This window comes from Vogesella alkaliphila (genome assembly GCF_014652475.1).
GTDB lineage: Bacteria > Pseudomonadota > Gammaproteobacteria > Burkholderiales > Chromobacteriaceae > Vogesella > Vogesella alkaliphila.
Map to the genome: position 1 here is coordinate 375,534 of NZ_BMYW01000001.1, position 14,247 is coordinate 389,780.

The window sequence follows — 14,247 nt, forward strand, 5'->3', positions numbered from 1 at the left end:
CCATGAGCAAATTCGACCTGTTGATCCGGCTGGCCCAGGACAAGCTGGACGAGGCTGCCAAGCGCATGAAGCAGGCGCAGCAGGCGCAAGCGCAGGCGGAGGCGACGCTGCGGCAGGTGGATGCCTTTCTGGCCGACTACCAGCAGCGGGTGCTGCACATGGCACAGCGTGGCCTCGGTGTCGGGCAGTGGCGTGATGCGCGCCTGTTTCTGCTCAAGCTGGAAGAGGCGCGGCAGCAGCAGCAGCACGAGCTGGATCGTTGCGTGCAGCGCTTCCTGCTGGAGAAGCAGGCCTGGCTTGGCCTGCGCAAGCAGCTGAAGTCCTACCAGGTGCTGCAGGAGCGCGAGGCGGAGCGCCTGAACGTGCGCCAGCGCAAGGCCGAGCAGAAACAGATGGACGAATTTGCCGCCCGCATCGGCGCCCGTGGCAAGGACGAATAAGGTGGCCGCTTGATTGGCACAATTCATGCTTTTGTCAGGCGATGACAACAAGGAGCATGTCTAAATGGCCATTACCGTCCTGTCCGTTTTAAACCTGAGCGACAACACGGCGACCCCGAGCCAGGGCTACGTCAGCACGCCGGACTCCCCGTTTGCCATGTTCTTTGCCAACCAGCTGCAGGCGTTTGCCCTCGGTCAGCCGGGCGTGGCGCCCGCCGACGACCGCACGCTGCCGGACATCGGTCAGCTTCCGCAGGCTGCCGCTGCAACGCAAGACACAGCCTCGCTGCTGGGGGGGCTGTTCATGCCCGGCCATGCCGCGGCCAACCCGCTGACCACCGCCGGCAAGGATGCCGCGGCAATCTCCACCCTGACCGACCCTGCGGCGCTTGGCGAAGCGCTGGCGGCGGAAGAGCTGGCCGCACTGGCTGGTGCCAAAACCAAGCCCGCCAAGGGCGGCGAGGCTGCCGGCGCGCTGTCGGAGCTGGCTGCACTGACCGGCGATGCCGCCGCTGACGAAGCGCCGGCACTGCCGGGACTGCTGGCCGCCGCCAGCAGCGACAAGCGGGCGCTGCGCGCGTTGAAGGACGACGGCCTGTCCGCCGCGGTGGCGGTGCGACTGGCCATGCGCGAGGCGGAGGCGGCCGAGGCCGGTTCCGAAGTGAAAACCTTGCCGCCGGCACTTGCCGCCGGGCGGCAGGAATTGCCGACTGACCTGTCTGCCGGCGGCGTCGGCAAGGAGCTGAAGGAAGTGCTGCTGGGCGGCACCATGGATCGCAGCAAGCAGTGGGGCGAAGCCTTCGGCCAGCAGGTGGTGAAAGCAGTCGAGCGGCAGCTGGACTCCGCGCGCTTCCATGTCACCCCGGAGAAGCTGGGGCCGATCGAAGTCCAGATCTCCATGAACAAGGAGCAGGCGCAGATCGTGGTGACCACCTCCAACCTGATGGCCAAGGACATCGTCGAGAGCCACCTGCCGGCGCTGTCGCGGATGATGGAGCAGGCTGGCCTGCAGCTGGCCGATGCCCAGGTCTCCTCGCAGCAGCAGGGCCAGCAACAGCACGGCCAGCAGGCGCAGCAGCAGCGTGGCCGTGCCCAGCCCGAGGCGCCGTTGCCGCTGGCTGAGCTGGAGTCCGCCGCACCGGCGGCAGCCGTATCCTCCGGCTTGAGCGTGACCGCCTGATTGGCCTGTTGTGCCGCGGGCTAAAAACAAGGTTGGCCGCAAGCGGAAAGCGACTTGCTGTTTCCCCGGAAATCTACTAAATGGCTGTTCAACTCGACAAGAAATGGAGAAAATAGAGGTTAAGCATTTCTTTTAAACGAGAGCAGGTATTGTCATGGCCGAAAAAGATAAAAAAGAAGACGTTAAAGAAGCCAAGCCCGCGGCAGGCGGCAATAACAAGCTCCTCTTGGTTGTCATCGTGTTGCTGGTGTTGGTACTGGCCGCGGTGGGCGGTCTGGCCGCCTATGTGTTCCTGAGCAACAAGTCGGCCGCCGGAGCCGATGCCAGCCACGCCTCCGCCGAGCACGCGCCGGAAAAGAAAGAGAAAAAAGAAGGCCCGCCGGTGTTCGAGAAGCTGGAACCGTTTGTCGTCAACCTGAGCGGTGGCTCGTCGATGCTGCAGATCGAGCTGCAGGCCGAGCTGTATGACGAAGCCGCCAAAAACAATATGAAGGCCTACCTGCCGAAAATCCGCAGCGCGCTGATCCTGTTGCTGTCGGCCAAGACCGAAGAAGAGCTGCAGTCGGCGGACGGCAAGATCAAGCTGAAGGCGCAGATCAAGAAAATCATCAACGAGTCGATGGATGCCGGCGAAGACGAACCGGTTGAAAACGTGCTCTTCACATCCTTCATCATTCAGTTGCAGTAATCATGGCTGATGAAATCCTGTCCCAGGAAGAGGTCGACGCGCTATTACGCGGCGTGACCGGGGAAGAGGACAACGACGGCGCGGACAGCGACAACGGTGGCGTACGGGCCTATGACATCGGCCGCCAGGAACGCATCGTCCGCGGCCGGATGCCGACGCTCGAGATCATCAACGAGCGTTTCGCGCGCAACCTGCGTATCGGTTTTTTCAACTTCCTGCGCCGCAATGCCGAAATCTCGGTCGGGCCGGTGCGGGTGCTGAAGTACAGCGAGTTCATCCGTAATCTGGTGGTGCCGACCAACCTCAACCTGGTACACGTCAAGCCCTTGCGCGGCACCGGGCTGCTGATTTTCGACCCGGACCTGGTATTCCTGGTGGTCGATAACCTGTTCGGCAGCGATGGCCGCTTCCACGTGCGGGTGGAGGGGCGCGACTTTACTCCGACCGAGCAGCGCATCATCCGCAAGATGCTGGAGGTGGTGTTCGCCGAGTACCAGAAGGCGTGGGAGCCGGTGTACCCGATCGAGTTTGTCTATCTGCGCTCGGAGATGAATACCCAGTTTGCCAACATCGCCACCCCGACCGAGGTGGTGGTAGCCGCGACCTTCCATATCGAGCTGGGCGCCGGCGGCGGCGACTTCCACGTCTGCCTGCCGTACTCGATGATCGAGCCGCTGCGCGACCTGCTGGCCAGCAGCATGCAGGCCGACCGTACCGAGGTCGACAACCGCTGGGTCAACCTGATGCAGTACCAGGTGCAGGCGGCCGAGGTGGAACTGGTTGCTACCCTGGCGCAGACCAAGGTGTCGCTGGGCGACATCCTCAATCTCAAGGTTGGCGATGTGGTGATGGTGGACGTGGCGGAGAAGGTGGTGGCCGACGTGTCGGGCATCCCGGTGCTGGAGTGCAGCTACGGCACGGTGTCCGGCAATTACGCATTGAAAGTGGAAACGATACTGTCCGGGGCGCAGGAACTGTTTGAGCCGCCGCCGAGTGGGGAGCAAGAAGATGAGTGAAGAGCAGGGCTTTGATCCGGATTCGGTCGCCGGAGCCGTTGACGAAGAAGTGTCCATGGACGACTGGGCTGCCGCCATGGCGGAACAGGAGGTGGCGGAAACGGCCGCCGCCGAGGTGAAACCGGCGACCAACCTGTTCCAGGACCTGTCCGGTAGCAGCCAGAGCCAGGCGGTGCCGCAGAATCTGGACATGATTCTGGACATCCCGGTACAGCTGACCGTGGAACTGGGACGGACCAAGATCGCGATCCGCAACCTGCTGCAGCTGGCGCAGGGTTCGGTGGTGGAGCTGGACGGCCTGGCCGGCGAGCCGATGGACGTGCTGGTCAACGGCTGCCTGATCGCGCAGGGCGAGGTGGTGGTGGTCAACGACCGTTTCGGTATCCGCCTGACCGACATCATTACGCCTGCCGAACGTATCCGCCGACTACAGAAATGAACCGATTGCTGATTGTATTGCTGTTGCTGCCGCTGTCCGTCAGCGCTGCCGTGCCCGCCGCCGATGCGGGCACGTCGCCTTTGTGGGGGCTGGTGCAGGTGATGCTGGCGCTGGGCCTGGTGCTGGCGGTGATCGTCGGAGCCGCGTGGCTGTTCCGCCGCGTCAGCATGGGCGGCATGCTCGGACGCTGGCAGCCGGCCAAGGTGGTCAGTGGCGTGATGGTCGGCCCGCACGAGCGGGTGGTGATCGTCGAACTGGAAGGGCAGTGGCTGGTCCTGGGCGTGACGGCGAAGCAGGTCAACCTGCTGACCAGCATGGCCCGGCCGGAAGGTGCCGCCAGTGCCGCTAGCGCGCCGGCAAACACGCCGCCCTTTGCCGAATGGTTGGCCGCAGCGCTGGCCAAACACCGCCGACCCTCCTCCAACGATACGCCATGAGCCAATTCCAACGATTGGGCGTGCCGGTGCTGCTGCTGATGCTGCCGCTGGGCAGCCATGCCGCCGGCCTGCCGATGATGACCAGCGCGCCGGATGCGGCCGGCGGGCAAAGCTATTCGCTGAGCCTGCAGATGCTGCTGTTCATGACCTCGCTGACCTTCATCCCGGCGATGGTGCTGATGATGACCTCGTTCACGCGCATCATCATCGTGCTGTCGCTGCTGCGCCAGGCGATGGGCACCATGCAGTCGCCGCCGAACCAGGTGCTGATCGGGCTCAGCCTGTTCCTCACCATCTTCATCATGTCGCCGACGCTGGACCAGGTGTACGCCAATGCCTGGCTGCCGCTGTCGGAGAACAAGATGTCGTTCGAGCAGGCCGCCGGCGAGGCGGCCAAGCCGATGAAGGCGTTCATGCTGACGCAGACGCGGGAGAAGGATCTGGCCTTCTTCATCGAGATCTCGCGCTCGCCGGCGCCGGCGACCCCGGCCGAGGTGTCGCTGAAGACGCTGATTCCGGCCTTCGTGATCAGCGAGCTGAAAACCGCGTTCCAGATCGGCTTCATGATCTTCATCCCGTTCCTGATCATCGACCTGGTGGTGGCCAGCATCCTGATGGCGATGGGGATGATGATGGTGTCGCCGGTGATCATTTCCCTGCCGTTCAAGATCATGCTGTTTGTGCTGGTCGACGGGTGGACGCTGCTGCTCGGCTCGCTGGTGCAGAGCTTCGGCGGGAGGTAGCTCATGACGCCAGAATCGGTCATCACCCTGATCCAGAATGCGCTGTTCATCCTGATCATCGTCGCCGCGCCGCCGCTGGCGGTGTCGCTGCTGGTCGGCCTGCTGGTCAGCATCCTGCAGGCGGCGACCCAGATCAACGAGATGACGCTGACCTTCATTCCCAAGCTGATCGCCATGTTCCTGGTGCTGGTGCTGGCCGGGCCGTGGATGCTGACCACGCTGATGGACTACACCACGCGGCTGTTCCAGAGCATACCGCTGGCCATCGGCTGACATGTTTGCCATCAGCGACGCCCAGATCAACCTGCTGGTTGCCTACTTCGTGTGGCCGTTCTCGCGTATTCTCGGCGTGCTGCTGGCCGATCCGCTGTTCGCCTCGCGCAGCATCCCGCGTCGCTTCAAGGCCGGTTTCGCGCTGCTGCTGACGCTGCTGGTGGCGCCGCTGCTGCCGCCGCTGCCGACCGTGCCGCTGGTGTCGGCGGCCGGTCTGGTGATCGTGCTGCAGCAGCTGCTGATCGGCATCATCATCGGCTTCGTGATGCGCATCGTGATCACCGCGGTGGAGCTGGCCGGCTTCATCATGGCGACGCAGATGGGCTTGGGTTTCGCGATGTTCTTCGATCCGCAACACGCGGCGCAGGTGCCGGCGGTATCGCGGGTGCTGACTATCCTCACCACGCTGCTGTTTCTGGCCTTCGATGGCCACCACATCCTGCTCACCGCGCTGATGGACAGTTTCGACAAGATGCCGATCGGCGTCAGCGTGCCGGCGCTGTCGCTGCGGCAGCTGGCGGAGTGGGGCGGCCACCTGTTCCTGTGGGGGCTGTGGCTGTCCTTGCCGGTGGTCGGCAGCCTGCTGGTGACCAACCTCGCCATCGGCGTGATGACGCGCGCGGCGCCGCAGTTCAACGTGTTTTCCTTCGGCTTTCCGCTGACGCTGGCCATCGGCTTCATCGCGCTGTATCTGGTGCTGCCCTTGCTGGAGCCGGCGATCGCGCAGATTTACCGTGACGGTTTCGGCTTTATCAGCAAGCTGCTGATCGCGCCCTAGCTTTTTGCTAAAATCGGCATCCTGCGTTATCCGATTCATTTTGCGGCGTGCACGCGGTACGTCGCCGACTTTTTACTCGATTGAGGCTGCTATGGCTGGTCACAGCAAATGGGCGAACATCAAGCACAAGAAAGAACGCGCTGACGCCAAGCGCGGCAAAATTTTTACCCGCCTGATCAAGGAGATCACGGTAGCGGCCAGAATGGGCGGCCCTGACCTCGACTCCAACCCGCGCCTGCGCCTGGCGGTGGACAAGGCCTGGGATGCCAACATGCCGAAGGACAACGTGCAGCGCGCGATTGACCGTGGCGCCGGCACCCTGGAAGGCGTCGACTACATCGAGTGCCGCTACGAGGGCTACGGCATCGGTGGCGCGGCGGTGATGGTGGACTGCCTGACCGACAACAAGACCCGCACCGTGGCCGACGTGCGCCATGCCTTCTCCAAGTACGGTGGCAATATGGGTACCGACGGCTGCGTGGCCTTCCAGTTCACCCATTGCGGCTACCTGGTGTTTGCGCCGGGCGTGGACGAAGACGGCCTGATGGAAGCGGCGCTGGAAGCCGGCGCCAACGACGTGATCACCAACGACGACGGTTCGCTGGAAGTGATCACCGGCCCTTACGAATTCAGCGCCATCAAGGCGGCTCTGGAGAAGGCGGGCTACAAGTCGGAAATGGGTGAAGTGACTATGCGTCCACAGAACGAGACCGAGCTGAGTGGCGACGATGCGGTGCGCATGCAGAAGCTGCTCGACGCGCTGGAAGACCTCGACGACGTGCAGGACGTCTACACCTCCGCGGTGATGGATGAGTAATCCCGTGTTTCATTGAAAAAGACCTGCCGCGTGGCAGGTCTTTTTTATGCGCGCCGCCCGGCAAGGTTGGCCGCAAGGCTTGCGGCCAACCTTACGGCTCAGAACACCGACTCGCCGCTGCGGGTGGTGAAGCGGTCCAGCGCCTCCAGGGAGGCCAGCGAGTTGCCGCGCGCATCCAGTCCCGGGCTCCACACCGCGATGCTCATCTTGCCCGGCAGCACCGCCAGGATGCCGCCGCCGACGCCGCTCTTGCACGGCAGGCCGACGCGGTAGGCGAACTCGCCGGCGGCGTCGTAGGTGCCGCAGGTCAGCATGATGGCGTTGATCTGCTTGGCCTGGCTGCGCGTCAGGCGCTGCACGCCGCTGACCGGCGAGGTGCCGTGGTTGGCGAGGAACAGGCCGGCGCGCGCCAGCTCGGACACGCTCATGCGCAGGCTGCAGGCGCGGAAGTAGTGCGCCAGCACCTGGTCGACATTGTTGTGCAGGTTGCCGCAGCTCTTCATGAAGTGCGCCAGTGCCGCGTTGCGGTGGCCGTGCTCCGACTCCGACGCCGCGATCACGTAGTCGAAGTCCAGCGCCGGCTGCGCGCTTTCCTCGCGCAGGAAGTCGCGCAGCGCGCTGCTGGAGTCGCCGATCTGGCTCAGCGCGATGTCGGTGACCACCAGCGCGCCGGCGTTGATGAACGGGTTGCGCGGCACGCCCTGTTCGTACTCCAGCTGCACCAGCGAGTTGAACGGGTTGCCGGACGGCTCCTTGCCGACGCGCTGCCATAGCGCGTCACCGTACACGGCCAGCACCCGCGCCAGCATGAAGGCCTTGGAGATGCTCTGGATGGAAAAGCGCTTGTCGCTGTGGCCGGTGGCGTACAGCTGGCCGTCCAGCGTCGCCACCGCCATCGCGAATTGTTGCGGGTCCTCGCCGGCCAAGGCCGGGATGTAGTCGGCGGGCGCGGCCTGTGCGAGGTAGGGGCGGACATCGGCGGCGATGTCGTCGATCAGTTGTTGGATGTTCATGGTTTGCTATCGGTCAGGTGTTGTTGTTGGTACTACCCTGGCCAGCCGGGTGGTCTGTGCCGCCTCGTACTGGCCAGTCATTTCCGCCGGCAGCCGCTGGCTACCGGCCGGATCCGTTGTGGAGTGGTTGCCGTTCAGGACGGTAGCGCCTCGGGCGCCCATTCCGCGACAAACACGTCACGGAACTGGTACAGCCATTGCAGCCGCGCCTCGGCCAGTTCGCGGCCGGCGGCGGTCTGCATGGTGGCGGGCAGTGTCGCCAGCTTCACCGCGATGTGGTCCAGCGCGTAGGCGTGGTCGTCCAGTGGGCGCTGCACGGCCAGCACGTCGTCGCTGGCGGCCAGTGCGCTGTTCATGCGACCGGCGGTGTAGAACAGCCGCGCCAGGCCGACGGCGCCGAGCGCGTCCAGGCGGTCGGCGTCCTGCACGATCTGCGCTTCCAGCGTCTGCGGCGCGATATTGGCGGAAAAGCTGTGCGCCTCGATGGCGTGCGCCACCGCTGGCAGCCGTGCCGCGTCGAAGCCGGCGGCGGCCAGTCGGGCGCTGGCCAGTGCCGCGGCCTGGCGCGAGGCGAGGTGGCGGTCGGGGTGGTTCTTCGGCAGGTTGACCAGGTCGTGCAGGTAGCAGGCCACCATCACCACCAGCGCGTCGGCCTGCGGGTAGCTGGTCAGCAGCTGCCGCGCCGCATGCCAGACGCGGCCGAGGTGGTTTAGGTCGTGGGCGCCGTCGTCGCCGGCCTGTTCGCGTGCCAGCGCGAGGCAGAAGGCTTGCCAGTGGTGCAGGTCTTGCATCGTCGATTCCTTGCAGCGGGGGCGGTATTAGAGGGCGCGGCGGGCGGGCTTGTCAATGCGCGTTGCAGCATGTGCGGTGGGGGTGCGTCAAGGTTGGCCGCAACGGTGCCGGCGGCGGCGTATCGCACTTCAGTCGCGCACCGGGCCGCGCAGCGACTTGATCTTGCCGCGCAGGCTCTTGCTGTCCATGCGCCGCTGCCGCGCGCCGTAGCTCGGCTTGCTGGCGCGGCGGGCTTTCTGCTCGTGGCTGACGCTGTCGACCAGCTGCTGCAGCCGTTGCAGTGCATCCTGCCGGTTCTGCTCCTGGGTGCGGTATTGCTGCGCCTTGATGATCAGCACGCCGTCCTTGCTCAGGCGCTGGTCCTGCAGCGCCAGCAGGCGTTCCTTGATGTGCTCCGGCAGGCTCGAATCGCGGATCACGAAGCGCAGGTGGATGGCGGAGGACACCTTGTTGACGTTCTGGCCGCCTGCGCCCTGCGCACGCACGGCGCTGATGTCGACCTCCTGCGGCGAGACCGGATACTTGCTCATGCGGCCAACCTGTTGTCGCGCGCCGGACCTGCGGCGGGCGCGGGGGTGATATCGATAGCAGCAGTCATGATTTCGGCTTTGCGCGGGGATTGGGCATAATGCGGCGATGCCGCAGGGTGCGGGATAAGCGAATTCTAGCGCCTTTGCGATGATCGTGTACGAAGGGGAGGATTGATGGCTGACTATCTGCAGCAGGCCGGGCTGGCCTTGTCGGCGGCACAACTGGCCGCCGCACAGCAGGCACTGGCGGTGGCGCTGGCGGCAACGCCGGGTACGGGCTATCCGGACTTGTACCGTTACCCGGTGCCGAAGCTGGGCGAGGGCGGCAGTTGCTCGCTGATCGACGAGCTGGAGGCCGAGCCGTGGGACATCGCGCCGCAATTCGGTGGTGAGTCGCCAGCGCTGGCACAACAGCTGCTGGCGCTGCAGGCCTTGCTGGATGCGGTGCTGGCACAGGTGCCGGCCGACTGGCTGGGCGTGTACTGCCGGCTACCGCGGCCGGGGGCCGACGTGCTGCTGAAGCTCGCCTACCGCGGCCTGCCCAGCCGCGCCGAATTCCCGCTGAGCGAGGCGTTTGCCGCCGCCAGCAACAACAGCAAGGTTGGCCGCAGCGGTCGCGGCGTGGTGATCGACGATGTGCGGCAATGGCAGAGCGAGGGCGGCGCCTATTACGAGTGCGACCCCAGGGTGCGCAGCGAGGTGTGCCTGCCGGTGTTCGACGCGGCCGGCGAGGTGATCGGCATTCTCGATGCCGAGTCGGCGCAGCCGGGGTTTTTCCATGCCGGACACCAGGCCATGCTGGCGGCGCTGGCTTGCGCGCTGTCGGCACACTTCGTCGGCCTGCGGGCGCTGGCTAAATCGGCGGCGCCGGCTCTTTAAACCGCAGGCTTTTGCCCCCATTATCTTCCGGATGAATGCACAACAAGTGGAAGCCAACGTGACTCAGCCTGATTCTCCGGTGCGCGTCGATTATGTCGCAACCTGCCAGTTACCCACGCAGTGGGGTGTTTTCGACATGCACGGCTTTGAAGAGGTCGGAGGGCGCGAGCACGTGGTGCTGACCCTGGGCGAGGTGAGCGACGGGGCGCCGCTGACGCGGATCCACTCCGAATGCCTGACCGGCGACGCGCTGTTCTCGCTGCGTTGCGACTGCGGCTTCCAGCTGGAAGCCGCGCTGGAGGCGATCGCCGCCGAAGGTCGCGGCGTGCTGGTGTATCTGCGGCAGGAGGGGCGCGGCATCGGCCTGATCAACAAGATCCGCGCCTACAAGCTGCAGGACGAGGGCGCGGACACTGTCGAGGCCAACGAGAAGCTGGGCTTCCCCGCCGACATGCGCGACTTCCGCGTCGCGCGTGAGATGCTGGCGCATCTGGGCGTGACGGCAGTGCGCATCATGACCAACAATCCGCGCAAGATCGCCACCCTGCAACAGGCCGGCATCGACGTGGCCGAGCGCGTGGCGCTGCAGGTTGGCCGCAACGCCTACAACGACCACTATCTCGACACCAAGAAGGCCAAGCTGGGTCATTTGTTCGGTCTTTGACTTCATGATCCGGCAAGCTGGCCGATAAGGTCAGTGTCGGGCATGACAGGAAAGGGCGTGTGCCATGGTCAAGGTAACGGCAGTGAATCCGGCGTTGCCGGTCAGTGAGCAGTTGCCGCGCACGCCGGAGCTGCGCCATGTGGCGGGCGCCGGGCCGGCGGTGCCGCAGGATGCCTTCCAGCTCAGCCTGCTGGCGCAGCATGCGCAGCAGCTGGATCCGGACGAACATCCGGCGGCGGCGCTGGATCTGCCGCAGCTGGAGGCGGAGCTGGCGCACCTGCTGCAGCTGCTGGAAGAGCGGCTGTACAGCATGCGCGAGCGCGCCTTGCTCGGCGGCGGCCATCCTTCCTACGGCCTGCTGCAGGAGTTGCAGCAGGTGAGCCAGGTGTTGCAGCGGCTGGTGCCGCTATGGCCGCGCTGCACGCGACCAGCGTGGCGCGAAGCGGTGGCGCCGCGACTGGCGGGAATATTCAATATCTGTCACTTCGTGTCGCGGGTGGTCGTGCGGGCCGGCGAGCGCAGCGAGGTGCAGGACTTGCAGCAGTCTCTGCAGCAGAGCGAGCAGGCATTGCGCTAGCGCTGGTCAATCGGGGAGCGGGTGCCGGAAAAGCAGAAAACCGGCTCGTGGGCCGGTTTTCTGTTTGTTTGGTGGAGATAAGCGGGATCGAACCGCTGACCTCTTGCATGCCATGCAAGCGCTCTCCCAGCTGAGCTATACCCCCAAAATGCTGGCGTCCCCACGGGGATTCGAACCCCGGTTATCGCCGTGAAAGGGCGACGTCCTAGGCCTCTAGACGATAGGGACAAATTGTGGTGGAGATAAGCGGGATCGAACCGCTGACCTCTTGCATGCCATGCAAGCGCTCTCCCAGCTGAGCTATACCCCCACGGGACGCTGAAGAATCGGTCGATTCGTCAGCGAGGTGCGCACTATAGCCCGAGGCTTTTGTGGCGTCAAGCGCTTTTCTGCTTGAATTGCGCGCTGCGTGGCGCACGGGCGCTGTTGCTGTCCAGCTGCGGCAGTTCATCGAGCTGCTCTTCGATGATTTCCTGTGGTGGACTCAACCAGCGCACGACGTTGAGCGTGCCGGTGATGCGGTTGTTTTGCGTGCTGCTGCAGCTGAGGCACACCGGCTTGCCGTTGCGCTCGCGGAAGGCCTGGTCGACGCGCTTGCCGTGGATCGGGCGCTGGTTCTCCTGCTGCCAGTTGAGCAGGGTTTCCGCCAGCAGCTGCGGCACGAGGTCGTCCTTCTTGTAGCTGTCGCGGTAGGCGTGCAGCCACAGTTCGCCGGCGCTGTCCTCGCTCAGCAGCGTGGTCTGGTAGCTGATGGTGACCGCGGCACCGATGTCCACCCAGTCGGCCAGTGCCAGCGCATTCTCACTGCGCAGGCGCACGCAGCCGTGGCTGCGGAAGCCCGGCACGCTGGCGGGCTGGTTGGTGCCGTGAAAGCCGAGGCCGAGCTTGCTCTCGCCAAAGCGGATGAATACCGGTCCAAGCGGATTGTCCGGCCCGGCGGCGACGGTGGTCTGTACCGGTTTGCCGGCGCGCGCCATTTCTTCCTGGATCGATTTCGGGACGTGCCAGACCGGATTGCGGTAGATGCCGGTGATGGCGTAGTTGCCGGTCGGGGTGTTGGTGACCATCTTGCCGACCGCCACCGGGTAACTGTTCACCAGCGTACCGTCCTGGTACAGGAAGACACGGGTTTGCGGCAGGTTGACGACCAGGTGCTGGCCGGTGCTGCTGACCAGCACATCCGGCTCCGGCGTCATGGCGTGGCTGGAGACGGCGGCGGCCAGGGTGCCGGCCGCAACAAGCAGGGACGAAAATTTCATTCTCTGGTGATTCAGGATAAGCGGATACTCCGATGTTAGCAGATACGCCGGATGGCAACATCCGCCAAATGTGGCGGTGCACCGTGCTTTTTATGGCGCTTTCTGCGACAATTCCAGACTTTGTCTTTTGCCTTTTTACGTGCTGAAACAATGACTCAAGCGTCTGTAGTTGCCCATATCGAGTCGCTGGACCACGAAGGTCGCGGCATTGCCCGTGTCGATGGCAAGGCCATCTTCATCGATGGCGCCTTGCCCTACGAAACAGTGACTTATCAAAGTTATCGCGTCAAGAAGAGTTACGAGAATGCGGACGTGGTGGATGTGCTGCAGGAGAGCTTCCTGCGCACCGAGCCGTCCTGTCCGCACTTTGGCGTGTGTGGCGGCTGCTCGATGCAGCACGTCGAGTTCTCGGCGCAGGTTGCCATCAAGCAGCGCGTGCTGGAAGACGACCTGCGCCATATCGGCAGGGTCAAGGCCGAGGTGGTGATGCCGCCGATCGCCGGTGCGGCCTGGGGCTACCGCCACCGAGCCCGCCTGTCGGCGCGCTATGTCGCGAAGAAGGACGGCGTGCTGGTCGGCTTCCACGAGAAGCGCTCCAGCTTCATCGCCGACATGAGCGAGTGCCGCATCCTGCCGCCGCACATCTCGGCGCTGATCGTGCCGCTGCGCGAGCTGATCGCCAAGCTGTCGATCTACAACCGCATGCCGCAGGTGGAAATCGCGGTCGGTGCCGAGCTGGACGTGCTGGTGTTCCGCAATATGGACGACATCACCGAGGCCGATTTCGCCCTGCTGCGCGCGTTCTCCGACACCCACTCCACGCCACAGCGCACGGTGCAGATCTGGCTGCAGCCGAAGGGGCCGGACACCTGTTATCCGATCTACCCGCTGGATGCGCCGAAGCTGACCTACCGCCTGCGCGATTTCGACGTCGAGATGCCGTACTATCCGACCGAATTCACCCAGGTCAATCCGGAAATCAACAACGTGATGGTCAGCCGCGCCCTGCGCCTGCTGGACCCGCAGGCCGGCGAGCGCATTGCCGACATGTTCTGCGGCATCGGCAACTTCACGCTGCCGATCGCGCGCAGCGGCGCCACCGTGCACGGCATGGAAGGCAGCGAGGCGCTGGTGAAGCGGGCGGTGGAAAACGCCACCCACAACGGCTTGCAGCACAAGGTCAGCTACGAGATGGCCAACCTGTTCGAGGTGACCGAGGAATCGTTCGCGGCGCTGGGCAAGTTCGACAAGATGCTGGTCGACCCGCCGCGCGACGGCGCGATGCAGCTGCTGAAGGCGATCACCGAGGACACCGCGCCGCAGCGCATCGTCTACGTGTCGTGCAATCCGGCGACGCTGGCGCGCGATGCCGGTCTGCTGGTGAATACCAAGGGCTACACGCTGAAAACGGCGGGCATCATCAACATGTTCCCGCACACCGGCCACGTCGAGTCGGTGGCCTGGTTCGAGAAGACCGGCCCGTGCAAGACCCGCGCCGAAGTCGAGGCGATGGAGGCGGAAGAAGAAGCGGTGCGCGATGCGGCCCGTGCCGCGTCGATGGCGGCACGCCAGGAGCGCGAGGCGCTGGCCGCCGCCGAGAAGGCGCTGGAAGTGGCAGAGAAGGTGGCAGCGAAAGAAGCGCGTCGCGCCGCCTATCTGGCCAGCGTCGCCGGCAAACAGGGGCAGTAAAACACGACACTGCGTACCGCAGTGACAACACAG

The 14,247-nt window shown here is 64.7% G+C and carries 18 protein-coding genes and 3 tRNA genes; 14 read left to right on the forward strand and 7 right to left on the reverse strand.

The annotated features are described in order from the left end of the window. Nucleotides 1–2: 2 nt before the first annotated feature. From fliJ to IE100_RS01805, 10 genes are all read left to right on the forward strand, one after another. Nucleotides 3–440: a flagellar export protein FliJ gene (fliJ, locus tag IE100_RS01760; protein WP_189372438.1), complete on the forward strand. Its 438-nt coding sequence runs from the start codon at nucleotides 3–5 to the stop codon at nucleotides 438–440. A 64-nt stretch (nucleotides 441–504) separates the two neighbouring features. Continuing rightward, nucleotides 505–1,620, forward strand: coding sequence for a flagellar hook-length control protein FliK (locus IE100_RS01765; RefSeq protein WP_189372439.1), 1,116 nt, complete (start codon nucleotides 505–507; stop codon nucleotides 1,618–1,620). A gap of 154 nt (nucleotides 1,621–1,774) precedes the next feature. Then, nucleotides 1,775–2,308, forward strand: coding sequence for a flagellar basal body-associated FliL family protein (locus IE100_RS01770; protein WP_189372440.1), 534 nt, complete (start codon nucleotides 1,775–1,777; stop codon nucleotides 2,306–2,308). A 2-nt stretch (nucleotides 2,309–2,310) separates the two neighbouring features. After that, complete coding sequence (fliM, locus tag IE100_RS01775) at nucleotides 2,311–3,324, forward strand: flagellar motor switch protein FliM (protein ID WP_189372441.1); 1,014 nt, start codon at nucleotides 2,311–2,313, stop codon at nucleotides 3,322–3,324. Then, complete coding sequence (gene fliN, locus IE100_RS01780) at nucleotides 3,317–3,763, forward strand: flagellar motor switch protein FliN (RefSeq protein ID WP_189372442.1); 447 nt, start codon at nucleotides 3,317–3,319, stop codon at nucleotides 3,761–3,763. Before fliM ends, fliN begins: the two co-directional genes overlap by 8 nt. After that, complete coding sequence (gene fliO / locus IE100_RS01785) at nucleotides 3,760–4,200, forward strand: flagellar biosynthetic protein FliO (RefSeq protein ID WP_189372443.1); 441 nt, start codon at nucleotides 3,760–3,762, stop codon at nucleotides 4,198–4,200. Before fliN ends, fliO begins: the two co-directional genes overlap by 4 nt. Then, entirely contained in the window at nucleotides 4,197–4,943 is a 747-nt protein-coding gene (gene fliP, locus IE100_RS01790; protein WP_189372444.1) for a flagellar type III secretion system pore protein FliP, read from the forward strand. The genes fliO and fliP overlap by 4 nt, the downstream gene beginning before the upstream one ends. Nucleotides 4,944–4,946: 3 nt before the next feature. Beyond that, complete coding sequence (gene fliQ, locus IE100_RS01795; RefSeq protein WP_047967410.1) at nucleotides 4,947–5,216, forward strand: flagellar biosynthesis protein FliQ; 270 nt, start codon at nucleotides 4,947–4,949, stop codon at nucleotides 5,214–5,216. Between the two features lies 1 nt (nucleotide 5,217). After that, the gene (gene fliR, locus IE100_RS01800; protein WP_189372445.1) at nucleotides 5,218–5,994 is read left to right on the forward strand and encodes a flagellar biosynthetic protein FliR; all 777 of its coding nucleotides are present in this window, start codon (nucleotides 5,218–5,220) and stop codon (nucleotides 5,992–5,994) included. Between the two features lie 91 nt (nucleotides 5,995–6,085). After that, a complete protein-coding gene (locus IE100_RS01805) occupies nucleotides 6,086–6,811 on the forward strand; it encodes a YebC/PmpR family DNA-binding transcriptional regulator (protein ID WP_189372446.1) in 726 nt (241 codons plus the stop codon). A gap of 98 nt (nucleotides 6,812–6,909) precedes the next feature. Here IE100_RS01805 and IE100_RS01810 read toward each other — a convergent pair whose 3' ends face one another. The 3 genes from IE100_RS01810 to arfB form a co-directional block, all read right to left on the reverse strand. Then, nucleotides 6,910–7,824: a glutaminase gene (locus IE100_RS01810; RefSeq protein ID WP_189372447.1), complete on the reverse strand. Its 915-nt coding sequence runs from the start codon at nucleotides 7,822–7,824 to the stop codon at nucleotides 6,910–6,912. Between the two features lie 134 nt (nucleotides 7,825–7,958). Beyond that, nucleotides 7,959–8,615 carry an HD domain-containing protein gene (locus IE100_RS01815; RefSeq protein WP_189372448.1) on the reverse strand — a complete coding sequence of 219 codons (657 nt, stop codon included), beginning with the start codon at nucleotides 8,613–8,615 and terminating at the stop codon, nucleotides 7,959–7,961. A 129-nt stretch (nucleotides 8,616–8,744) separates the two neighbouring features. Beyond that, nucleotides 8,745–9,146, reverse strand: a complete 402-nt coding sequence (arfB, locus tag IE100_RS01820) for an alternative ribosome rescue aminoacyl-tRNA hydrolase ArfB (RefSeq protein WP_189372449.1) — start codon at nucleotides 9,144–9,146, stop codon at nucleotides 8,745–8,747. 174 nt (nucleotides 9,147–9,320) lie between these two features. Here arfB and IE100_RS01825 point away from each other — a divergent pair, with 174 nt between their 5' ends. The 3 genes from IE100_RS01825 (at nucleotide 9,321) to IE100_RS01835 (ending at nucleotide 11,266) form a co-directional block, all read left to right on the forward strand. After that, on the forward strand, nucleotides 9,321–10,025 hold the full coding sequence (locus tag IE100_RS01825; RefSeq protein WP_189372450.1) for a GAF domain-containing protein: 705 nt from the start codon (nucleotides 9,321–9,323) through the stop codon (nucleotides 10,023–10,025). Between the two features lie 31 nt (nucleotides 10,026–10,056). Beyond that, nucleotides 10,057–10,689: a GTP cyclohydrolase II gene (gene ribA / locus IE100_RS01830; RefSeq protein ID WP_229800180.1), complete on the forward strand. Its 633-nt coding sequence runs from the start codon at nucleotides 10,057–10,059 to the stop codon at nucleotides 10,687–10,689. A 64-nt stretch (nucleotides 10,690–10,753) separates the two neighbouring features. Beyond that, nucleotides 10,754–11,266 (forward strand): hypothetical protein, encoded by a 513-nt coding sequence (locus IE100_RS01835; RefSeq protein WP_189372451.1) that lies wholly within the window; start codon nucleotides 10,754–10,756, stop codon nucleotides 11,264–11,266. A 69-nt stretch (nucleotides 11,267–11,335) separates the two neighbouring features. On the opposite strand, the gene IE100_RS01840 is transcribed toward IE100_RS01835, so the two are convergent. The 4 genes from IE100_RS01840 to IE100_RS01855 all read right to left on the reverse strand — a co-directional run bounded on the left by IE100_RS01840 (nucleotide 11,336) and on the right by IE100_RS01855 (nucleotide 12,525). Further along, nucleotides 11,336–11,411: transfer RNA gene (locus IE100_RS01840), tRNA-Ala, on the reverse strand. Nucleotides 11,412–11,418: 7 nt separating this feature from the next. Continuing rightward, nucleotides 11,419–11,494 (reverse strand) — tRNA-Glu (locus IE100_RS01845). Nucleotides 11,495–11,500: 6 nt separating this feature from the next. Further along, nucleotides 11,501–11,576: transfer RNA gene (locus tag IE100_RS01850), tRNA-Ala, on the reverse strand. A gap of 67 nt (nucleotides 11,577–11,643) precedes the next feature. Then, on the reverse strand, nucleotides 11,644–12,525 hold the full coding sequence (locus tag IE100_RS01855) for a L,D-transpeptidase (protein ID WP_189372452.1): 882 nt from the start codon (nucleotides 12,523–12,525) through the stop codon (nucleotides 11,644–11,646). A 150-nt stretch (nucleotides 12,526–12,675) separates the two neighbouring features. On the opposite strand from IE100_RS01855, the gene rlmD reads away from it, so the two are divergent. Further along, the gene (rlmD, locus tag IE100_RS01860) at nucleotides 12,676–14,214 is read left to right on the forward strand and encodes a 23S rRNA (uracil(1939)-C(5))-methyltransferase RlmD (RefSeq protein WP_189372453.1); all 1,539 of its coding nucleotides are present in this window, start codon (nucleotides 12,676–12,678) and stop codon (nucleotides 14,212–14,214) included. Nucleotides 14,215–14,247: the final 33 nt, after the last annotated feature.